General features: G+C 69.2%; 25 protein-coding genes and 1 pseudogene. 9 read left to right on the forward strand and 17 right to left on the reverse strand.

Going from position 1 to position 20,569, the window contains the following annotated elements; all coding sequences use genetic code 11:
- Positions 1-11: 11 nt before the first annotated feature.
- The 4 genes from KME78_RS12285 (at position 12) to KME78_RS12300 (ending at position 3,522) form a co-directional block, all read left to right on the forward strand.
- Positions 12-797, forward strand: a complete 786-nt coding sequence (locus KME78_RS12285) for a MerR family transcriptional regulator (RefSeq protein ID WP_219528959.1) — start codon at positions 12-14, stop codon at positions 795-797.
- Between the two features lie 100 nt (positions 798-897).
- Positions 898-1,356, forward strand: coding sequence for a GbsR/MarR family transcriptional regulator (locus KME78_RS12290; RefSeq protein ID WP_308126922.1), 459 nt, complete (start codon positions 898-900; stop codon positions 1,354-1,356).
- Positions 1,357-1,396: 40 nt separating this feature from the next.
- Positions 1,397-2,593 (forward strand): cytochrome P450, encoded by a 1,197-nt coding sequence (locus tag KME78_RS12295; protein ID WP_219528961.1) that lies wholly within the window; start codon positions 1,397-1,399, stop codon positions 2,591-2,593.
- A 14-nt stretch (positions 2,594-2,607) separates the two neighbouring features.
- Positions 2,608-3,522 carry a GlxA family transcriptional regulator gene (locus KME78_RS12300; RefSeq protein WP_219529078.1) on the forward strand — a complete coding sequence of 305 codons (915 nt, stop codon included), beginning with the start codon at positions 2,608-2,610 and terminating at the stop codon, positions 3,520-3,522.
- Here KME78_RS12300 and KME78_RS12305 read toward each other — a convergent pair whose 3' ends face one another.
- From KME78_RS12305 to KME78_RS12335, 7 genes are all read right to left on the reverse strand, one after another.
- On the reverse strand, positions 3,523-4,668 hold the full coding sequence (locus KME78_RS12305) for an RNA polymerase sigma factor (RefSeq protein WP_219528962.1): 1,146 nt from the start codon (positions 4,666-4,668) through the stop codon (positions 3,523-3,525). It lies immediately after the preceding gene.
- Entirely contained in the window at positions 4,665-5,072 is a 408-nt protein-coding gene (locus KME78_RS12310) for a YciI family protein (RefSeq protein ID WP_219528963.1), read from the reverse strand. Before KME78_RS12310 ends, KME78_RS12305 begins: the two co-directional genes overlap by 4 nt.
- A gap of 76 nt (positions 5,073-5,148) precedes the next feature.
- Positions 5,149-5,646 (reverse strand): pyridoxamine 5'-phosphate oxidase family protein, encoded by a 498-nt coding sequence (locus KME78_RS12315; RefSeq protein WP_219528964.1) that lies wholly within the window; start codon positions 5,644-5,646, stop codon positions 5,149-5,151.
- A 15-nt stretch (positions 5,647-5,661) separates the two neighbouring features.
- Positions 5,662-6,087 (reverse strand): VOC family protein, encoded by a 426-nt coding sequence (locus tag KME78_RS12320; protein WP_219529079.1) that lies wholly within the window; start codon positions 6,085-6,087, stop codon positions 5,662-5,664.
- Positions 6,088-6,220: 133 nt separating this feature from the next.
- The gene (locus tag KME78_RS12325; protein WP_219528965.1) at positions 6,221-7,216 is read right to left on the reverse strand and encodes an Lrp/AsnC family transcriptional regulator; all 996 of its coding nucleotides are present in this window, start codon (positions 7,214-7,216) and stop codon (positions 6,221-6,223) included.
- A 59-nt stretch (positions 7,217-7,275) separates the two neighbouring features.
- Positions 7,276-8,154: a VOC family protein gene (locus tag KME78_RS12330; protein ID WP_219528966.1), complete on the reverse strand. Its 879-nt coding sequence runs from the start codon at positions 8,152-8,154 to the stop codon at positions 7,276-7,278.
- A gap of 110 nt (positions 8,155-8,264) precedes the next feature.
- Complete coding sequence (locus tag KME78_RS12335) at positions 8,265-8,675, reverse strand: winged helix-turn-helix transcriptional regulator (protein WP_281428695.1); 411 nt, start codon at positions 8,673-8,675, stop codon at positions 8,265-8,267.
- Between the two features lie 79 nt (positions 8,676-8,754).
- Here KME78_RS12335 and KME78_RS12340 point away from each other — a divergent pair, with 79 nt between their 5' ends.
- A complete protein-coding gene (locus KME78_RS12340) occupies positions 8,755-9,450 on the forward strand; it encodes an SDR family NAD(P)-dependent oxidoreductase (RefSeq protein WP_219528967.1) in 696 nt (231 codons plus the stop codon).
- Between the two features lie 86 nt (positions 9,451-9,536).
- Here the strand turns inward: KME78_RS12340 and KME78_RS12345 are convergent, their stop codons facing one another.
- The 5 genes from KME78_RS12345 to KME78_RS12365 all read right to left on the reverse strand — a co-directional run bounded on the left by KME78_RS12345 (position 9,537) and on the right by KME78_RS12365 (position 13,438).
- Entirely contained in the window at positions 9,537-10,184 is a 648-nt protein-coding gene (locus tag KME78_RS12345) for a TetR/AcrR family transcriptional regulator (protein WP_219528968.1), read from the reverse strand.
- 105 nt (positions 10,185-10,289) lie between these two features.
- Positions 10,290-11,531, reverse strand: a complete 1,242-nt coding sequence (locus KME78_RS12350; RefSeq protein WP_246650931.1) for a serine hydrolase domain-containing protein — start codon at positions 11,529-11,531, stop codon at positions 10,290-10,292.
- 232 nt (positions 11,532-11,763) lie between these two features.
- Positions 11,764-12,138 carry a DUF5701 family protein gene (locus KME78_RS12355; RefSeq protein WP_219528969.1) on the reverse strand — a complete coding sequence of 125 codons (375 nt, stop codon included), beginning with the start codon at positions 12,136-12,138 and terminating at the stop codon, positions 11,764-11,766.
- A gap of 109 nt (positions 12,139-12,247) precedes the next feature.
- Positions 12,248-12,904, reverse strand: a complete 657-nt coding sequence (locus KME78_RS12360) for a CatB-related O-acetyltransferase (RefSeq protein ID WP_219528970.1) — start codon at positions 12,902-12,904, stop codon at positions 12,248-12,250.
- Between the two features lie 144 nt (positions 12,905-13,048).
- Positions 13,049-13,438 (reverse strand): VOC family protein, encoded by a 390-nt coding sequence (locus KME78_RS12365; RefSeq protein WP_219528971.1) that lies wholly within the window; start codon positions 13,436-13,438, stop codon positions 13,049-13,051.
- A gap of 318 nt (positions 13,439-13,756) precedes the next feature.
- Here KME78_RS12365 and KME78_RS12370 point away from each other — a divergent pair, with 318 nt between their 5' ends.
- The 4 genes and pseudogenes from KME78_RS12370 to KME78_RS12385 all read left to right on the forward strand — a co-directional run bounded on the left by KME78_RS12370 (position 13,757) and on the right by KME78_RS12385 (position 16,077).
- Positions 13,757-14,404, forward strand: coding sequence for a TetR/AcrR family transcriptional regulator (locus KME78_RS12370; protein WP_219528972.1), 648 nt, complete (start codon positions 13,757-13,759; stop codon positions 14,402-14,404).
- Positions 14,405-14,673: 269 nt separating this feature from the next.
- Positions 14,674-15,021, forward strand: a pseudogene (locus KME78_RS12375) (DUF4158 domain-containing protein); the annotation flags it as partial.
- Positions 15,022-15,322: 301 nt separating this feature from the next.
- Entirely contained in the window at positions 15,323-15,823 is a 501-nt protein-coding gene (locus tag KME78_RS12380) for a hypothetical protein (RefSeq protein ID WP_219528974.1), read from the forward strand.
- The gene (locus tag KME78_RS12385) at positions 15,775-16,077 is read left to right on the forward strand and encodes a hypothetical protein (RefSeq protein WP_219528975.1); all 303 of its coding nucleotides are present in this window, start codon (positions 15,775-15,777) and stop codon (positions 16,075-16,077) included. Before KME78_RS12380 ends, KME78_RS12385 begins: the two co-directional genes overlap by 49 nt.
- A gap of 167 nt (positions 16,078-16,244) precedes the next feature.
- Here the strand turns inward: KME78_RS12385 and KME78_RS12390 are convergent, their stop codons facing one another.
- The 5 genes from KME78_RS12390 to KME78_RS64180 all read right to left on the reverse strand — a co-directional run bounded on the left by KME78_RS12390 (position 16,245) and on the right by KME78_RS64180 (position 20,523).
- Complete coding sequence (locus KME78_RS12390; RefSeq protein ID WP_219529082.1) at positions 16,245-16,856, reverse strand: LuxR C-terminal-related transcriptional regulator; 612 nt, start codon at positions 16,854-16,856, stop codon at positions 16,245-16,247.
- A gap of 23 nt (positions 16,857-16,879) precedes the next feature.
- The gene (locus KME78_RS12395; RefSeq protein ID WP_308126910.1) at positions 16,880-18,118 is read right to left on the reverse strand and encodes a sensor histidine kinase; all 1,239 of its coding nucleotides are present in this window, start codon (positions 18,116-18,118) and stop codon (positions 16,880-16,882) included.
- A gap of 38 nt (positions 18,119-18,156) precedes the next feature.
- Positions 18,157-18,939, reverse strand: coding sequence for a hypothetical protein (locus KME78_RS12400; RefSeq protein WP_219528976.1), 783 nt, complete (start codon positions 18,937-18,939; stop codon positions 18,157-18,159).
- Between the two features lie 396 nt (positions 18,940-19,335).
- The gene (locus tag KME78_RS66085; protein ID WP_281428696.1) at positions 19,336-20,256 is read right to left on the reverse strand and encodes a helix-turn-helix domain-containing protein; all 921 of its coding nucleotides are present in this window, start codon (positions 20,254-20,256) and stop codon (positions 19,336-19,338) included.
- Positions 20,257-20,523, reverse strand: coding sequence for a hypothetical protein (locus KME78_RS64180; RefSeq protein WP_246650932.1), 267 nt, complete (start codon positions 20,521-20,523; stop codon positions 20,257-20,259).
- Positions 20,524-20,569 lie beyond the last annotated feature (46 nt).

Below are 20,569 nucleotides of genomic sequence, written 5' to 3' on the forward strand. Positions count from 1 at the left end.
AGGCTGGGCAGATGCGGAACGGAGTCACGATCGGGCAGGCGGCGGCATTCGTCGGCGTCACGGTGAAGACAGTGCGGCATTACCACAAGCTCGGCCTGGTCGAGGAGCCGGAACGCGACGGCTCCGGCTACCGGCGGTATGGATCGGCCGAGCTGCTGCGGCTGGTGCAGGCCCGGACGCTGGCCGCCGCCGGGGTGCCGCTGGCCGAGATCGGGTCCCTGCTCGACGCCGACGCCACGCTGTTCGCCGCCGCGCTCGCCGACGTCGCGCGGCAGCTCACCGAACGGATCGAGGAGTTGACCGCGCGGCGTGACACGCTGTACCGGCTCGCCGATGGTGACCGGGCCCTGCTGCCCGACCGCGCTGTGGCGCTGCTGGAACAGATGTCCGGCCACGGATTCTCCGCGGACGAGGTGGCGGCCACCAGGGAGGGCTGGGTGCTGGCCAAGGCCCTGGTCCCAGAAGGCTTCGACGACTACCTCGCCCATTTCGAGCACGCCCTCGAAGACACCCGGCTCGTCGCCTTGACCAGGCGCGCGGCCGAAGCGGTGTTCTGGGAGCCGGACGACCCCCGCATCGCTGAGCTCGCCACCGCCGCGGCCGACCACTACCTCGCCAACCCCGCACTGCTGAGGACCGTGACCGGCCTGCAAGCCCGTACCGAGGCCGCGGCCCGGTACACGCTGATCGCCCACCACGGCGAAGAGCGGACGCCGGCCGCGGCGCGACTGGCCGCGCTCTTCGAGGCCGAGCTCCGCGCCGCCGGCATCCACATCCCCAGACCGGACCCCCACTGACCGGCCGCCCGCTCCACCTGTACGGCTCTTCACGCATCACGCCTCCGCGATGTACGCTTCGTAAAGTACGTACTTGACGATAATTGCGGAGTTGGCGCCAGTGGAGCCTCAGGAGAGTGAGTTCGTCGATCGGATGGGGCTGGTCATGGAGCGTCTGGGCGGGACGCGCACGATGGGCCGCCTGTACGCATGGCTCATGATCTGCGACCCGCCCGACTGTTCGCTCACCGACCTGGCGGCGGAGCTCGGGGTGAGCAAGACCGCGGTCAGCACGGTCGCCAGGCAGCTGGAGGTCAGCGGGATGATCGAGCGCGTGCCCACGGCCGGCCGCGAGCACCGCTACCGGATGATCGGCGGCGGATGGGCGGAGGTCATGCAGGTCCAGCTCGCCGGCGTGCGGAAGAGCCTGGACACGCTGGACTTCGGGCTGTCGTTCCTCGGCGAGGAGCCCGGACGGCGCGCCCGGGTGGCGGAGACCCGCGAGTTCTTCGCCTTCGTCCTGTGGGACGGCGAGGGCATGCTCGAGCGCTGGGCGGAATACCGCAAGAAATCGTCCTGACGTACACCTCGACAGAGAGATCCTCAACCAAGGAGAGGCAATGGCCGACTTCGTCGAGCGGTACGACGTCCCGAAGCAACACTTCTGGCTGCACGGGCCCCGATCGGGCCCGCCCGTCGAGTTCGACGCGCAAGCCGGGATGTGGAACGTCTACGGTTACCCGGAGCTGCAGGAGGTCATCGGCGACCCCGCGACCTTCTCCTCCGACACGATGCGGATCGTCCCCAAGGGCATGCTGCCGGAGGAGGGCTTTTCGCTGGAGGGCTTCATCACCCAGATCGACCCGCCAGAGCACGGCAAGCTGCGCAAACTGGTCAGCAGCGCGTTCACCCGCAAGGTCGTCGCGGATCTCGAACCGCGGATCGCCGCGATCACCCACGAACTGCTCGACGCGGCGCAGGAGCGCGAGCGGTTCGAGTTGGTGCGCGATCTGGCCTATCCGCTGCCGGTCATCGTCATCGCCGAGCTGCTGGGGGTGCCCACCACTGATCGCGATCTGTTCAAGCAGTGGGCGGACGGGCTGTTCCAGCGGGACGCCAAGGTCTCGCTCAACCAGTCTGCCGAAGAGCGGAGCGCGAGCCTCGAAGCCACGATGAAGCCGTGGCGGGAGATGAGCGACTATCTCGCCGGCCACGCCGCCGAACGCCGCCGGCAGCCGCGCGCCGACCTGCTCACCAGGCTGGTCGAGGCCGAGGTGGACGGCGAGCACCTGCCCGACGATCAGGTGGTCAACTTCGCGATCGTGCTCCTGCTGGCCGGGCACATCACCACGACCATGCTGCTCGGCAACACGGTGTTGTGCCTGGACGCCTTCCCCGCCCAGCAGGACAGGGTACGCGCCAACCGCGACTCGGTCCCGGCCGTCATCGAGGAGTCGCTCCGGCTCCTCACCCCGTTCGCCGCCCTCGGCCGTGCCACCACGCGCGAGGTCGAGCTCGGCGGGGTGACGATCCCGGCCGATCAGATGGTCATGTGCTGGATCGCGACGGCCAACCGGGACCCCCGGCAGTACCCGAACCCGGGAGTGTTCGATCCTGATCGCGATCCCAACCCGCATCTCGCGTTCGGCCGCGGCATCCACTTCTGCATCGGCGCTCCCCTGGCCCGGCTGGAGGGGCGGGTCGCGCTGAACATCCTGCTCGACCGGTTCGATCCCCTGCGTACCGATCCAGCGGACCCTGTGGAGTTCATCCCCACGCCGACCATGAGCGGGGTACGGCGCCTTCCGCTCCTCTAGAAGCGCGTGGTTCGCTGGGGCGGGGCGCGCCCCGCCCCAGCGAACATGGAGCGGCGACGCGGGACCCCCGCTACCACGTCGTCCTCGCGACTCCCGGTGGCAACGACCTGATCTGCGACTCCGGTCTCACGCTGCGCAGCCAGGACACCATCGAGCGCATCACCGGCCCGCTCGACACCCTGGTGGTCTCCGGCGGCGTCGGGCACGAGGAGGCGGCCGGCGACCGGCGGCTGGTCGGGCACGTTCGCCGCCTGGCCGAGGTAAGCAGGCGGGTCGCCTCGGTGTGCACGGGCGCGAGCGTGCTGGCCGCCGCGGGACTGCTGGAGGGGCGGCGCGCCACCACTCACTGGAGGTACGCGGGCACGCTGGCGGCCCGGCATCCCGGGGTGACCGTGGACCCCTGCCCGATCTTCATCAGGGAGGGGAAGGTGTCCACCGCGGCGGGCGTCACCAGCGCACTCGACCTGACGCTGGCGTTCGTCGAGGAGGACAACGGCTCGACGCTGGCGCGTACCGTGGCCCGCGGTGTGGTGACCTATCTGCAGCGGCCGGGCGACCAGGCGCAGATGAGCATGTTCGTGGTGGCGCCCCCGCCCGAGCACCCCCTGGTGCGGAAGATCGTCGACCACGTCACCGGCCATCTCGACGGCGACCTGAGCGCGGCGGCGCTGGCCGTCCGGCTGAACATCAGCGAGCGGCACCTGACCCGCCTCTGCCTGGAACACCTCGACCTGACCCCCGGCCGGTACGTCAGGAAGGCCCGTACCGAGGCCGCCGCGCAGTTGCTCACCTCGTCGTCGCTGCCCACGGCGGAGGTGGCGGCACGGTGCGGGTTCGGCTCGGCGGAGAGCCTGCGGCAGGCGTTCGTGGCCCAGTACGGCCTCTCGCCGTCCCAGTACCGCCGCCACCGCGCGCACCAGGCGGGCTGACTACGTGCGCAGCCGCGCGTTGAGCCGTGCGGCCTGTCGCGTGAGGTGGTCGCGTTCGGGGAGGCTGGACGCCGATCGGGCGGCTTCGGCGTAGAGCCGGGCCGCGGTCACCGGATCACCGTCACGCTCGTGCAGGTACGCCGAGACGGCGGTGTAGCGGGGCAGGGCGGGGTCGAGCTCCGCCAGGGCGGCCAGGCCGGCCCGCGGGCCGTCGGCCTCGCCGACCGCGACGGCCCGGTTGAGCCGGGCCACCGGGCTGTCGGTGAGGCGTACCAGTTCGTCGTACCACTCGACGATCTGCACCCAGTCGGTCTCCTCGGCCGTCTGGGCGTCGGCGTGGAGCGCGGCGATGGCGGCCTGGGCCTGGAACTCGCCCAGGCGGTCGCGGGTGAGGGCCGTCTGGAGTACGTCGACGCCTTCGGCGATCAGGCGGGTGTTCCACAGGCCGCGGTCCTGCTCGGCGAGAGGCACGAGCCTGCCGTCGGGGCCGGTCCGTGCCGGGCGCCGGGCGTGGTGCAGCAGCATGAGCGCGAGCAGGCCCGCGACCTCCTCATGGTGGGTCTTGGCCGCCAGCTGGCGAGTGAGCCGGATCGCCTCGCCGGCCAGGTCGACGTCGCCGGAGTAGCCCTCGTTGAAGACCAGGTAGAGCACGCGCAGCACCGTGGCGACGTCACCGGGCTGGTTGAACCGGACATCCGAGACGGTCCGCTTGGCCCTGCTGATCCGCTGGGCCATGGTCGCCTCCGGCACGAGGTAGGCCCGCGCGATCTGACGCGTGGTCAGGCCGCCGACCGCGCGCAGCGTGAGCGCGACGGCCGAAGCCGGTGTCAGGGACGGGTGCGCGCACAGGAAGTACAGCTGGAGCGTGTCGTCCACCGCCTCGGCCGGGCCGGGCACGGGCTCGTCCTCGACGCGTACCTCGCGATGCCGCCGGGAGGTATCGGCGCGGGCGGCGTCGAGGAACTTACGCCAGGCCACCGTGACCAGCCAGCCCTTGGCGTCCCGCGGTGGGTCGTCCGGCCACACACGTACGGCCTCGACCAGGGCGTCCTGCACGGCGTCCTCGGCCGCCGCGAAGTCGGCTCCGCGACGGACGAGGACACCGATCACCGCGGGCACCAGCTCCCGCAGCAGCGACTCGTTCACTCGGTCACCGTGGGCGACTCGCCGTAGAACGGGCGCACCTCGAGCCACTCGTGGATCGGCTTCCCACCCGCGCCCGGAGCCGCGGACAGCTCGCCGGCCAGCTCGATCGCCCGCTCGTAGGTCTCGACGTCGATCACCATCCAGCCGGCGATCAGGTCCTTGGTCTCCGCGAACGGGCCGTCGGTGACCGGCGGCCGCCCTTCGCCGTCGTAGCGGACGAACGTGCCTCCCGGGGCGAGTGCCTGATGGTCGACGAGCTCGCCGGTGTCCTCGAGCCGGGCGGCGAAGTCACGCATGTACTGAATGTGGGCCGAGAACTCCTCCGGCGTCCACTGGTCCATCGGCACGTCGTTGACCGCTGCCGGTGCGCCTCGGTAGTGCTTGAGCAGCAGGTACTTGGCCATCGTGTTTTCTCCTTGGTGCGGTATAGGTCATGGTGTTTCTCTTCGGGGAGGGTTCTCGACATCCCACGCGCGGCGCTCAGGCGCGCTGACGCTCCTCCCGCTGCCGGACCAGCTCCTCGACCGCGCTCGGCAGGGTCGTCTCGAAGTCGATCAGCTTCGCCCACGTCGGGGTCACGACGATCCGGACCATGCCGTCGTAGAGCGAACGCACCTCCGCCTCCCACTCAACCCGTTGCTCGGGTGTCATCTGGTAGCTGCCGTTCATCTGGAGATACTCGTCCGGGATGCCCTCGACGACGTCCAGCTCGGCCCGACCGCGGATGAGCAAGATCTTGGGCGGGTGCACCTCGGTGTCGATCGTCAGGGCGACCATCGGGTTCTCGCGCAGGGCCGGGAGCTTCGGCGCGTTCGTCGACGTGCACATGACGACCTCCGAGCCGTTCCAGGTGAACGCGATCGGGACATTGCGGGGTGTGCCGTCCTTGGCGACGTAGGCCAAGCGGGTCAGGTCGCGGGCCAGCAGTTCCTGGCTGATCGGCCGGTTCAGGACTTCGATGATCTCGTTCGGTCGCATGGCTGTTCCCGTCCCTTAGCTGAGCTTCTCGCCGAGCGCGACGATGATGCCTTCGGGGCCGCGGACGTAGCAGAGCAGGTAGCTGTCCTCGTACCGGGCCACCTCACCGACGAGTTCGGCGCCGTGAGTGCGCAGGCGGGCAACGACGTCCTCGATGTCGTCGACGGCGAACATGACGCGGTGCATGCCCAGCGTGTTGTGCGGCGGGTTGTGCGGTCCGGCGCTGATCGCCGCGGGGGCGTGGTATTTCGCCAGTTCCAGCCGGCCGGGGCCGTCCGGGATCCGCATCATCGCGATGTCGCAGCGGACGCCGTCGAGTCCGACGGTTCGGTCCGCCCAGAGGCCCTCGATCTGCGCCTTGCCCTCCAGCTCCATGCCGAGTTCAACGAAGAACGCGATGGCAGCCTCAAGGTCGTCGACGACGATGCCGACGTTGTCCATCCGCTGAATCGTCATGGTGGTTCTCCTTCTTCGTCGCGCGGCCCGTCGTGGCCGCTGATGTCCCTGGGACGGAGCCCGACCTACGATCTCGACACGCTGAAGCGTGCTGATTTCTAGAACCTTCTTCTGGCTGCTACCCGGCCCGCCGACCAGTTCCTTTCTTCGCTGTGCCGGCCCGCTTGCTGTCCCGGATGACGGGAGCGCTTTCGATCTGCCGGACTCCCGGCAGGCTTCCTATGCCGCCCTCGAGGTAGTCGTACAGTGCTTCGGCGTCATGGCAGGCCACGAACACCAGCAGGTTGGTCGGACCGGTGGTGGCGGCGGCGAAGGCGACCTCGGGATGCGCGGCGATCGCCTCGGCGGCGCGGCGGAGCGCGGACGGCTCGACCGTCAGCCAGAGCATCGCGACCATCTCGAACCCCAGGTGAAGAGGGTCGACGTCCACGTCGAAGAACAGCGCGCAGCCGCCGCGCAGCTGTTCCAGCCTGCGCTTGGCCGTCATCTCCGACCAGCCGGTGGCCCGGGCCAGCTCCGGATACCCGGCGCGGCCGTCCCGGGCCAGAGCCGCCGCCAGCTGTTCGTCGCCTTCTTCCAGGAGGACCCGCCCGTGCTGTGCCGGCGGCGGGTGCCGCGGGCTGAGCGCGGCGATCTGTTCCGGCCCGAGAGAGTTGGCGCGGCCGTGCCAGCCGGTGGGACCGCCGGCGAAGACCCGCAGCAGGCAGTGAGCCGTCACCCCGACCACTCTTGGCGTTCGCGGCAATTGCCCAAAGAGCAGCGCATCACGCTCGTGCGGGCTGCGTGCCTGGATGACACTGACGATCTGCGTACCGCCTGAGGTGAGGCTGACCCAGGAGGTGTCCGGCCGGCGGGCCAGGGCGTCGGCGATGGGGATGGCCGAGTCGGGCGTGACCTGGATCCGCACGATCCACTGCACCCAACCCAGCCGTCGTGCGTCCAGCTGGCCGACCACGTTGAGCAATCCGGCGGAGCGCAGCCGGCGGTAGCGGCGCGCGACCGTCTGGTCGGACACGTGCAGCACCGATGCGATGCGGCTGAAGGGCGCGCGTCCATCCACGTGCAGCGCGTGGATGATCGCACGATCGAGCTCGTCCAGGACCGGGGCAACCACCGTGGTCAGATTAGCGTGACCTGGATGCCGAGGAAGGTGGTGACAAGGGTGTTCACCGGTCACACCGCCATGAAGGCCAGCGCCGCGCCGCGCGCCTGGGCGGCTCCGACGAAAAACCCGTCAGGAAGCTCGCGGGTGGTGAACCCGTTGCCTTCCACCAGGGCGCGGGCCGCGTTCACGTCTTTGACCGCCACGGTCTGACCGGCCATGTACGGCAGCGCGGGCACCGGCTCATCGGGCCGCATCTCCCGGAAGGCGGAGACCGCGACGATCTCCACCCTCCCCAGCGGGAGCGACAGCACGCGCAGCGACCCTTCGGCCGCCGGCTCGACGTCCAGGATGAGGGCGTAGCGGGCGACGGTGTCCTCCAGGTCGGCGTCGTCCACCGCGAGCAGCACGCTGTGCAGGTGGGTGGCTCCATTGGCGTGCTCGAGGTAGCGGGACTGGTGGATCAGCTCGGGCGTCAGATGGTGCGCGGCGTGGATCAGCCCTTCGGGCGTGCGGGCACGGTCCAGATGAACCGCCTGGAAGCGGGCGGTCGCCACCCCGTCGGGGGTCTCCACGTCTCGCTGCAGCGGCAGCACCCCGGAGGAGGACAGGCCGGCCGCGCGCAGCCGCTTCTCGGTGACCGCGACGTCGGGGCAGCCGAAGGAGTAGCCGTGCAGGCCCTCGTACTGCTCGATCAGCGGGCGGATGTTCCAGGGGTCGACCGAGCCGTCCCCGTACAGGCCGAGCAGTTCCAGGTAGGTACGGCCGAACAGGGCGCACCGGTTGCCCGCGCCCATGGGCCGGCGCTCACCGCCGGGACGGTCGGCGCCCATGTGCATGGACAGCGGGCTGAGGGTGAAACCGAGCGCCTCGTACGTCGCCGCGGTGGCGTCCATGTCGGTGGTGTAGAGGACAGAGTGATCGATCCGGTCGATGTCGTGAGTAGCCATGGAGGACAGGCTGCTGCCACGGCGGCAACGGGTTCCAGCCAGCGGCGTCCGATCGTTATTTTTCGACATCGAACGACCGGCCGTGATGGAATCCGACACTTTTCCATGGTTCAGCGGCTGTCGTAGCGGTGGCGGGCGGCTTCGATCTCGTCGTTGTGGTCGGTGGCCCACTGGACGAAGGCGTACGCGGTCTCGCGCATCTTCTCGCCCAGCGGCGTCAGCTGATATTCGACGCGGGGCGGCATCTCGGGATAAGAGGTGCGGGTGAGCAGGCCGTCGCGCTCCAGGTGCCGGAGGGTGAGGGTGAGCATCCGCTGGGAGATGCCGGGGATCTGGTCGTACAGGGCGCCGAAACGAAGAGGCCCGGCGGCGAGGATCCCGATGACGAGGATGGACCATTTGTCGCCGACGCGGTCGAGGGTGTCGCGGATGCCCTGGCCGTTGTCGGGCCAGGACGCGCAGGGGTGCGGTGGGGTCCGGGCCGCCACCATGCGCGGGTCTGGATCTTGGCTTGCGAACATCAATGTGCCTTTTGTACGGGTCGCAGGGGTTTCCTATCGTGAAGCTACTTACAGATCGTAACGAATGTGGGGTAGCTGCATGTCTTCCACCATCGCCGTCGTCGGTGCCGGGCCGGGTCTGGGCCGGGCCATCGCCCGCCGGTTCGGTGCCGCCGGGCACCCGGTCGCGCTGATCTCCCGTACCCGGGCCAAGCTCCAGCCGATCGCCGACTCCCTGGCCGCCGAGGGGATCACCGCCGGGGTCTACCCGGCCGACGCCACCGACAGCGCGGGGCTGACCGCCGCGCTGGAGGCCGCCGCCACCGACCTCGGCCGGATCGGGGTACTGTCCTACAGCCCGGCCCCGACCTGGGACCACAGCTCCGGCTCGATGCCGGACACCGCGGCGATGGGCTACACCACGGCGTTGGAGACCACGCCGGAATCGACCCGCTCCCAGGTCGACCTGATCGTCGGCGGCGCGCTGACCGCCGCGGCGGCGGTTCTGCCCGGGATGCGCAAGGAAGGCGACGGGGCGCTGCTGTTCACCACGGGCGCCTCGGCGATCATTCCGATGCCGATACTCGGCAACGCCGGGATCGCCCAGGCGGGCCTGCGGCACTGGGCGCGTTCCATCCAGGGCGACCTTGCCGGCGAAGGGGTCTATGTCGGGCACGTGTGCGTGGGCGTCGCGATCGTCCCCGGCGGAGGTGAAGGCGACCCCGACGCCATTGCCGAGCGGTGGTACCAGCTCGCCCAGGCCCGCGACACCTTCGAGACCACGATCGGCTTCTGACCGGTCGGCCCGCCGCCCACGACCCTGCCCGAGCGGGAAGGGTCGTGGGCGGGATGAGTGTCCGACAAGGCGGGCACGTACCTTCGCTAGCGATTTCCCAGCAAGGCGACGCTGAGCCCGCAGATCGCCTGGATCAGGTTCTCGCCCAGGCGGCGCCAGGACTCTTCCGCGGCCGCCGGATCGATACGCCCATGCGCCAGGTCGTACTCCACTTCGGCGCACATGTGCACAGTGAGCTGGCGAATCATCTCGTGATGCTGTGCGATCAACGCGCGATCATCATCGCGCCACTGCACCCGCCCCAACTCGTCCAGCCGGCGAACGGACGGCAGCTTCCCATGCGCCTGGATCGCGTACTCCCGCAGATTGGGCTCCACGATCACCTGAGCCAGGAACCGCCCGTACCAGGATGGAGTGCCCAGTTCGATGTGGTGCTCGATGTTCGGCTGGATGTGGCAGCGGATCCGCTCCTCGAGGGGCACCTCCCCCACCGCGCCCAGTGCCTCCACCATCGCGACCCGGTGCTTCTCGATCCTGGCCATATGCCGTTCCAGGATCGCGATGATGAGCTCGTCGCGGTTGTTGAAGTGGTACTGCACCGCCGACTTGTTGCGCTGGCCGGCCGCCTCCCCGATCTTCGTGACCGACACGCTCGCGAACCCGTGCTCGGCGTAGAGCCGCTCCGCGGTACGCATCAGCTTGTCCCTGGCAAGCACCGAACGGGGAGAAGCCATGGCGGCCGATGGGAAGGAGGTCATCCTGCCCTCCAACTTGGGAGACCTATTAGTAAGGCAATCACCTTACCGGCCTGCTGAGGCGTCTTCTGCCGGGCAGGCGGGTCAGTCGTCGATCGCCTGGTAGAGGGTGGTCCAGAAGTCGTGGATGACCCGCGCCGAATCCGGGGTGGACATCCCGGTCTGGGTGAGCAGGATGCCGACGAGCTGGTTGTGCGGGTCCGCGTATGTGGTGGTGCCGCTTCCGCCGTCCCAGCCGAACTGGCCGACGGGCGCGTAGTCGCCTCGGTAGGCGCGCACCGTCATCCCGAAGCCCCAGCCGCCGTGCTGCCCCTGGCCGTGTGAGAGGTGGACGACGCTGCGGGCCCAGGTCTGCAGGGCGGCCGTCTGCTCGGGCGTGAGGCGGTTGGTGGTCATCAGCTCGACGGCGGGCCGCGACAGGATCCGCTGGGTCCCGTGCGTCCCGTGGTTCAGCAGCATCCGGAAGTAGGCGTGATAGTCGTCGACGGTCGAGTCGAGTCCGCCGCCGCCTGACTGGAACGCCGGAGGCCGGCTGTGGTGTCCCCCTTCGACCTCGTCCTCCACGTGGAACTCTCCGGTCTGCCAATCGGGGGCGTACAGGGGCGGCAGCCGGTCGATCTTGTCGGCGGGCACGTGGAACCCGGTGTCCTTCATCCCCAGCGGATCGAAGATGCGTTCGCGCAGGAACGACTCGAACGACTGACCCGTGACCCTGGCCACCAGCACGCCGAGCACATCGTCGCTGACGTTGTACAGCCACCGCTCTCCGGGCTGGTACATCAGCGGGAGCGTACCCAGGCGGCGCATCCACTCATCCGGTCCCGGTCCCGGCAACATCCATCCGTCCTCCTGGCCGTAAACCCCCTGCTCGAAGAACGCGCTCATCATCGGAGCGGTCCGCGCCGTCATGTCCAGTCCGAGCCCGCACGTGGAGGTGAGCAGATCCCGTACGGTGATCGGCCGCCGCGCCGGCACGGTGTCGTCCAGTGGGCCGTCGGCCCGCTTCAGCACCTTCCGGTCGGCGAGTTCGGGCAACCACGGATCGACCGGGTCGTCCAGTCGCAGCCGGCACTCATCCAGCAGGACCATCGTCGCCGACGCTGCGACCGGCTTGCTCGTCGAGGCCATCCGGAAGATCGTGTCCCGGCGCATCGGCGCGCCACCGTCATGGCGCATCGTCCCGATCGCTTCGACGTGTGTCTCCTCGCCCCGGCTGACCAGGGCGACGAGCCCCGGAATCTTCCCGGAGTCGACATGTCGTGCCAGCACCTCGCGCAGTCTGCGCAGCCCCGCTTCGGAGAAGCCGCTGTTGCTCTGTCCCATCATGAAGCCCCTTACGTTTGATCTTGCGAGACCCGTCCCGGCGCGGCCCCGTTCGGCGTGGCACCCACCATCGCCGACCGCTCTGATACCGGGCCGTCGCCGTCCTGACACGGCCGCTGACAGGATCGCCAGGACGATGCCCTCCAGGGTTCCGAGGCCCGGCCTTGAGCAGCGCCGTCTCGACCACCTCAGCGTCCCGGTCCCGTGCCGAATCGCGGCCGCGCGGCGAGTTCGATCAGTGACGACGATCGCCGGCGAAGGCCATGTCAAGCCAGGTATGCGGGGCCTCGCTGGTGAGCAGGGTGCGCTCCCGGGCGGTGATGGTGTCCATGGCATCCCGGGGTACGGCCCCGCAGAACTCCTCGCCGCGTTCGATGTCCACCAGCAGGTAGACCGGCTGGTCTGGAAGCTCGGCCTCAGCGATGGCGACGAATCGTTCCAGGGAGCCGGGCACGCAGGTGAGGTTCCCGGTCGTCGCGGCGAGGTCGCGCAGGGGCGCGGCCAGAGACTGGAAGTGCTCAGGCGTCAAGCCCGCCATCGCCGGGTACTCCCGTTCGATCAGATTGCGGACCTGGCGGTCGAATTCTGCGGCTGCGTCGATTGTTGTCATGCGATCCTTTCGGCGCCGCGGTGGTCAGAGGGCGCCGGTTTCCAGCGCGGTCCAGGGCGCCGTCCGGGCCGAGGGTGATGGCGTGCGGGCGGGCAGTCCGGTCGGTGGGTCAGAGGCTCTTCTCCAGTCCGTGTTCGGCGGCGATGCGGGCGATGTCGGCCGGGGTGCCGGCCATGATGGTGCGGGCGTGCTCGGTCACCAGGTCGGCGGGCCAGTCCCACCAGGCGGCCCGCAGCAGCCGTTCGACGTCGGTGTCGGCGAAGCGGCGCCGGATGGTCCTGGCCGGGTTCCCACCGACGATCGTGTACGGCGGGACGTCGGCGGTGACCACGGCGCCGGCCGCGATGACGGCGCCGTCGCCGATGGTCACCCCGGGCATGACGGTGGCCTGGTAGCCGAACCACACGTCATTGCCGACCACGGTGTCGCCCCGGCTGGGCATGCCGGTGACGATGTCGAGGGTGCGTTCGGTCCACTCGCCGCCGAACATGGTGAACGGGAAGGTGGACACACCCATCGTCGGGTGGTCGGCGCCGGCCATCAGGAAGCGGGTGCCGGAGGCGATCGCGCAGTACTTGCCGATGATCAGCCGCTCCGGCCCGTAGGCGTACAGCACGTTGCGCTGCTCGAATCCGGTCGCGCCGTCGGGATCGTCGTAGTAGGTGTACTCGCCCACCGTGATGGTCGGCGAGCTGACCAGCGGTTTGAGGAAGACCACTCGCTCGTGGGCGGGCAGCGGGTGCAGGGTCATCGGGTCGGGCGCCAAGAGGGGTTCCTTCGTGAGTTGAGGTCAGCCAGGGCCTGGGGCTCAGCGATAAGGCCTGGTGATCATTTCGATGGCGTGCCCGGCCGGATCCTTGAAGTAGACGCCGCGTCCGCCGTGTTCGGTGTTCGTCTCGCCGCCGGCGGGTCAGCGGTGTTCGGGGGCGACCCATTCGACGAACTGGACGATCAGGCCGTTGGGGTCGGTGACCTGGAACAAGGCTTCGCCCCAGGGCTCCTGACGCAGCGGCATGGTGATCTGCGCTCCGGCGTCACGCAGCCGCTTTTCCTCCTCGGCCAGGCCGCCGGAGAGGGTGAAGGCGAGGATCAGACCGCTGGCACGCTGGTCGCGCTGCTCGGGCGGCAGCACCTCGATGCCGCGGACGAGCAGGACGATGTCGACCGCGTCGTCGCGCGACAGGGAGGCGAAGCCGTCGGCGGCCTGCTGCACGGTGTAGCCCAGGTAGGTGGTGAAGAACGCCTGGGAGGCGGCGACGTCGTCGACGGTCAGCGAGACGGTGGAAGCGATGAACTGCAAGGGATCTCCTCTGGTGCGGCGGGGTGGGGTGGGGGTCAGTAGCTGCGGCGCCGGGGGACGATGCGCGTCCCCCGGACTTGCTGCGATGCACGGATGCTGTGGTCGGACGGCGGACGACGCAGTTCGGCGCCGTGCAGCGGGGCCCGCTCGGGCTGCTGCGACCGGGGCTCAGGAGCGGCGGCGTCGCGGGGGTGCTTGCGCATGGGCGTCCTCTTTCAGATTTGGCGTTCCATCGTCATAAACTTACGACGGAGGTAAAGTTAGCCCAAGACTTCCAAGGGTGTCAACATAAAGATGCTACGAGGGTAAGATTGCGTCATGGCTACCCAGACTCCCGCCCCGACCGCCGGGCTGCGCGAGACCAAGAAGCACGAGACCCGGCAGCTCATCTCCGACCACGCGACCCGGCTGTTCATCGCCCAGGGCTTCGAGCAGACGACCATCGCCGAGATCGCCGCCGTCGCCCGCGTCGCCAAGAAGACCGTCACCAACTACTTCCCGCGTAAGGAAGACCTGGCCCTGGACCATCAGGAGGAGTTCGCCGCCTCCCTGGCCCGTGCCGTCACCACACGACGCCCAGGAGAATCAGCGCTGGCCGCGCTGCGCCGCGCGTTCGCCGACGCCGTGGCCACCCAGGACCCGGTCGCCGGATTCTCCGGCCAGAAGTTCGCCCGCATGATCGCCGACAGCCCCACCCTGACGGTTTGCCTGCGCGGCCTGCACGACCAGCGGGAACACCACCTCGCCCAAGCGCTCGCCGACATCACTGCCGCCCCGTCCGACGACATCTCCGTACAGACCACCGCCGCCCTGCTGGGCACCGTCCACCGCGTACTGTTTCACCGCATCCAGACCCTCACCCTGGCCGGACACCCCAACGACCAGATCGCCCACACCATCGCCGCCGAAGCCACCCAAGCCTTCGACCTGCTGGAGCCCGCCCTGGCCGACTACGCCTCCGCCTGATGTGAGTCATCGGGCCTGCTGCTGTTCGGGCAGGCTCGGCGCCAGGGCTGGCCGGGCACGTGGTCGGCGGGGATCTGGACGCGCAGCCGCTTGGCCGGCCGGGGGCACCTGGGTGAAGCGGCCGGTGCGGTAGGTAGGTACCGGCCCGTGACTAACAAGATCCACGAAAACGGCGCTGGCGATGATTTTGTCGGCGATGGCGAGCTATCCGGGCAGTTGGCCGATGAGTCTGGTAAACCCGGTGAGACGCTGAGGAGTTCCTCCCCGATGAGCAGTTGGCCGCGTACGGCTGCTACACCCGTCCACCGACCGTCGATGAGCTGGATCAGTTCTTCGTGCTCGACGACGAGGACCGGAACCTGATCGCGGACAAGCGCGGGAACGCCAACCGGCTGGGCTTCATGCTCCAGTTGACCACGCTTCGGTATCTGGGCAAGTTCCTGGACGACCCTCTCGATGTGCCCGCGATGGTGCTGGACGACGTGGCCGCCCAGCTCGGTATCGCCGACCCGTCGTGCGTGAAGGCGTACTCGCAACGGGTGAACACCAAGTGGGAGCATCAGCGCGAGATTCGCCAGCGGGGCCGGCTGGCGGGGCTATGGAGAGGGCTTGGCTGAGCTGGCGCTGTGGCTCGACCGGCGCTGCTGGAACACCGGCGAGACGAGCGCGCAGTTGTTCTACGGGGCGATCGGGTGGCTGCGGCAGCGCCAGGTCGAGCTTCCGGGGGCTGGCCCGGCTGATGCAGGACGTCAGTGGTACCCGGTCTGCCGCCGAGGCCCGGCTGCGGCATGAGCGGGTCAGTCAGATCAACGGGCGGCAGGCCACGTTCCTGCTGAGCTTGCTGGACGTGGACCGAAGACGAACAAGTCCGCGCTGGAGATCCTGCGGCGCCGGCCGGTCGAGCAGACGGCGACCGGGTTGATCAAGGCCCTGCGGCGGGTCGGTGAGGTTGCCGGCGCCAACCTGGGCGGTGTGGATGTGACCGTGGTCCCGCAGCGGCGGCGGCGGGAGCTGGCCCGCGACGGCATGATGCGCAACGCGACCGCGCTGCGCCGACACCGTCCGTACGAGTACCAGCTGGCCACGCTGCTGTCGGCCATCGTGTACCTGGAGGCGAAGGCGACCGATGACGCGCTGGAGCTGTTCGACCTGATCGTCACCAGTGACCTGCTGGCCCGGGCGGAGCGGGCGTCCAAGACGGAGAAGCTGCGCCGCTATCCGCGGCTGAGCCGTGACGCGGGCAAGCTGGCAGCGGCGGTGGAGGTGCTGCTGGAGGCCGTGGACTGGGGTGAGAACAGCACGCTCGACGTGGTGTGGGACGCGATCGAGAACGTGGTGTCGCGCTCGGAGTTGCGCGCGTCGGTGGCCTGGTGCTGCCGCCGGACGCCGACCCGGACGGCGAGTGGCGCGCCGCGCTGACCCAACGGTATCCGTTGGTCAAGAAGTTCTTGCGGCTGTTGGTGGAGACGGTGGAGTTCGGCGCGACCGCCGACTCGGCGAAGATCCTGATCGCGTTTCAGTCGCTGCCGGACTTGGTCGACGCCAACCCGACCAGACGGGTGCCGTCGGGATGTCTGGACGCCCGCAAGGTCGAGGTGGATGTGGTGCCCGCGGGATGGCGTCCCCTGGTGTTCAAGAACCCTCGCCCCGAGGGCACGAAGGTCCAGCCGTAGTTCCAGCGAAGAACAACGACAAGGGATTGATCTTTGTCTGGTGCGGCCTCCAACCTCGGCGCCTGTTCGGTGTCTACCGAGGTGAGGGGTAGTGGCTCCGGATGCACGCACAGTTCGCCGCTCACGCGCCGTTTGCGCCGTCGCTGCCGCCGCCGACTCGGGTGCGGTCAGCTTCGCAGGTAGGCCAGGACGGCGAGTACCCGGCGGTGGCCGTCGGCCTCGGGGAGGTCGAGTTTGGTGAAGATCTTGCCGATGTGTTTGGCCACCGCGGCGTCGCTGATTCCGAGCGTTCGGGCGATGGACGGGTTGTTGTGTCCTTCGGCCATCCGCCCGAGCACCTCCCGTTCCCGTGTGGTCAACCGGTCGAGTGGGTTGGTCGTGCGTGGGCGGTTCAGCAGCTGCCGTACCACGTCGGGGTCGATGACGGTCTCGCCGGCCGCGACCCGCGACACCGCGTCGGAGAAGTCGGCGACCTCGCCGATGCGGTCCTTGAGTAGGTAGCCAACTCCGGCCCGACCGGACGGGCCGAGCAGTTCAGCGGCGTACGCGGTGGCCGCGTACTGCGACAGCACGAGGACCGCCGCGCTCGGGTCGCTGGCGCGTAGTGTCACCGAGGCACGCAGCCCTTCGTCGGTGAAACTGGGCGGCATGCGGACATCGGTGATGACCAGGTCGGGTCGGTGCTCTCGGGCGGCCGCCATCATCGAGTCACCGTCGCCGACCGCCGCCACCAGGGTGTGGCCCAGTCCTTCGAGCAGGCTGACGAGTCCGGCCCGCATGAGCGTGGCGTCTTCGGCGAGCACTATTCGTAGCGACACGGCAGGTCGATCCGCACTGTGGTGGGTCCTCCTTGTGGGCTGCTGATCTCCAGGGTGCCAGCCACGACGGCCACTCGGTCGGCCAGCCCCCGCATGCCCGTGCCCAGTGACGGTTCGGCGCCGCCCCTGCCGTCATCGACGATTGTCAGCGCCAGCCGTTGCTCAGCGAGTCTGCCGCTGATCTGGATACGAGTGGCTGCGGCGTGTCGCACCGCGTTGGTCAGGGCCTCCGAGACCACGAAGTAGGCGGTGGACTCGATCTCGGGCGGCAGCCGGCCGGGCAGGTCGAGGTCGACCTCGACCGGAATCGGACACCGTTCGGCGAGTTCGCGTACCGCCTCGGCCAGCCCGAAATCGGTGAGGATCTGAGGATGGATGCCGCGGATCTGGTCCCGGAGGGTGGTGAGTGCCAGCCGAGCCTGCTCGTGGGCCTCGCCGACGAGTTCACCGGCGCGTCCGTCTGCGTCGGCCATATGCCGCTCGGCCAGGCCCAGCTTCATCGTCAGGAGCACCAGATGTTGCTGCGCGCCGTCGTGCAGGTCTCGCTCGATCCGACGGCGCTCGGCCTCGAACGCGTTGACCAACCGGCTGCGTGACTGGGCCAGTTCCTCGACCTGACGGTTCATCTCGGTGCCGGTGGGCGCGAGCAGCCACTTGGCGAAGGCTGCCTGGGCACCGCCGAGCACGCTGATTCCGTACAGGGTGACCACCGTCGCGGGCACCCCGGCCAGACCGGCGACGGCGCACGCCTGCCCGACGGTCTCGACCGTCCAGGTGCCCACCGCGATATGGACGTCCGCGCCCAACCCGACCAACAACGGCGGCGCCAGCAGGAGGAGGCAGATGAACAGGACGAACACCGCGGCGAGGTCGAGGAGCGCAAGCACCGACAGCAGGCACGCGCAATAGCCGAGTTCGCGCCAGGTGGCAGCCTCGGTCACCCGCAGCCGCACCCACGCCCAGCCGCTCGGGGGCGCGGGTGCGTGCGGGTCGGGGACCGCCAGCGGCTCCATGAAGCCGAGCCGGTGGCGCTCCAGCGCCCCGATCGGTATGCCGACGAGCAGCAGCAGCGGCGGAAACAGCAGCAGCGGCATGATGGCCAGCCAGGCGATCGAGATGACCGCCACGCTACTGACCACATAGGCCAGGCTGCGCCATGGCCATCGCGACAGGACGAATCGGATGGGGTTGCCCGCCATCGCCCGCCACACGCTCGTCGCCACGGTCACGACCCTACGTCGCAGCAGCTGGAGGAGCGGTGTCAGCCCGCACCGATGACGTCCAGCAGCGTGGTGGCGGGCTCGAGCGCCGAGAGTGCACTGGCCCCTGTCATGAGTAGCAGCAGGCATGCGGTCAGGGCCGCGATGACACCGAGTGTCCTGTGCATGAATCTGACGCGGGTGGCGCCCGGGTCGCCGGTGATACGCCGCTTCCAGAAATGGGCGCTCGCCAGGCCGGTTGCCACCATCAGCGTGGCGGAAATCGCCACCATGACCCAGTGGTATCGCTCGACCTCGCCGAGCAGTACCGTCAGCGCGGGGGAACCGGCATGCGGGCTGGCCGATTCCGTCAGCCCTTCGCGCATCTCACTCAAAACCTGTGCGAGTTTTCCGTCGGCGGTTCTACCGGGTAGCAGCCCCAGCAACGCGACCAGCGGTACGGCCGTCGCCTGGATGTTCAACATCAACACTCCCATGGCGAGAACCGTCAACACCGCTGCGGCCGTGGCGACCGCCGCGTACCAGGGCCGGGCTCGCAGGTATCTCCGCCACAGCGCGGTGGCGAGCAGGGCGAAGACAATGACCAACAACGAGCTGATCGCCACCTTGATCGCATGCCATTGGAACCAGTAGTCGACCAGCGTCGTCAGTCGGGCGGGGAACGCCGGGGTTCCGCTTCGCCAATACTCGACGAGAGCACGCCCGAGGGCGTCCTGTATCGCGTCACTGTCGTAAGCCCCGAAGGTTGGCCTCAGGAGGGCGGCGGGGGCGAACACGAACGCTGCCACCAAAGCTGCGCCGGCCGCCAGCAGCAACCCGATCACGGACCTCGAATGCAGTCGAACAGTTTTGCGGTCGGAACCTGGTGTTGGTTCGGCGGCACCAGTTGTCGTGATCGATCGAAATCGCATGGGACGACGGTAGAGAAGGGCCGCTCGGAGCGCGATGGCACATGAGCTAGCACAACCGGGTGAGGCTGCGCTACCCGTGCGGTATAGCTGGCTCTACCTCAGGTCGAGTAGCCGGGAGGAGTCTCACCTCCGGGCTATCCCAGATTTGGGCGTAACAGTCTCCCGTTGCCCAACTCCTGTCACCCTGTCTGCCGGGCGAAGCGGACCCACGCCCAGTGGTGGTCAGCAAGCTGAGAAAGCATCTTGTCGTGCTGCGATCCGGGCGTGGGCTGTCCGCTGCGGTCAAGCGTTGGCACCCGGTGGCGGGCGTCAGCGGGGCGCGGTGTCGAGGGCGCGGCTGAGTGTCCAGCGGGAGACGCGGAGCTTGGCGGCGACGGCGATTCGGGTTTGTCCGGCGCTGAGCAGGATGCGGGCGTCGGCGATCTGTTCGGAGGTCAGGGCGGGAGGGTGGCCGCCGACGCGGCCTCGAGCGCGGGCGGCGTCGGCACCGGAACCGGCGGCACCGGAACCGGCGGCCGATACGGCTCGATCTGCCGCTACATCAGCTGACGAACCCGCAGAGCGGATGAAGTGCGCGGGCCCGGCGGGGTGCGCAGTAGGGGCTTGGATGTGGTGGGGGTGGCCTTGCCGCCAGCCGCCCGGGGTTGTGGGGCGGCGGGCCGCCCATGTGGTACGGGTGGTCCGGACGGTGAGGTCGTCGCGCCGCAGCACGCTGTGGGGGCCGTCGCTGTCGAGGACCGCGAGGAGCGCGGCCAGGTCGTCGGCGGGCAGTTGGCCGTCGAGGTGGGAGCGCAGTTTCCGCAGGCACACCTGCGCGTAGCGGGCCGTGGCGGCCGGCAGCGGGGCGGGCAGATCGACGACGAACGGCCGCTTGGCTTCCAGCACGAATCCCGCGCGGGCCACGTGCTCGGTCCAGTCGACGGACGGGCCCGGGTTCAGCGCGGCGTGGACGCGCGCTTCCAAACCGGGGCGCCCCACGCCGATGTCATCGGGCAGGAATCGGGGAAAGAAGTCCATCTCGGTGACAGCCAGCAGGCCGCCCGGCCGCAGGTTGTCGAACGCTCCGGCCAGTACGCGGTCGGGATCGGCCATGTGGTGCAGAGAGGCGGCCGCCCAGAGCAGGTCGCTGGTCTCCAGGTGCGGCCAGCCCTCGTTCAGATCCGTCTGGATGCTCCGGATCCGGTCGGAGAGGCCGAGCGCGGATGTCTTCTTCGAGAGCCGGTGGAGCATCTAGGAGGAAAGATCCAAAGCCGTGATGCCGGCCTGCGTGAAACGCCGCGCGAGGGCGAGGGTGCCGGTCCCGGTCCCGCTGCCCAGGTCGACGATGTGACCGGGTTCCCGGTCGGACAGTTCGCCCAGCCAGTCGGTCAGCTCCGACAGGTAGGTCCGCAGGACTTCGGCATCCAGTTCCAGGAGCTCGGCCATCGCGACGGCATCGGCGTCGGCTCCACTGTGGTTCTGGTGCGGGTGAGCCGGACTGGTTTCGGAGCTGTTCATGCTTCGACCGTAATGCGGCCTTGCATGGATCACATACGCTCTTGCA

Source organism: Nonomuraea guangzhouensis, assembly GCF_019396345.1.
Taxonomy (GTDB): domain Bacteria; phylum Actinomycetota; class Actinomycetes; order Streptosporangiales; family Streptosporangiaceae; genus Nonomuraea; species Nonomuraea guangzhouensis.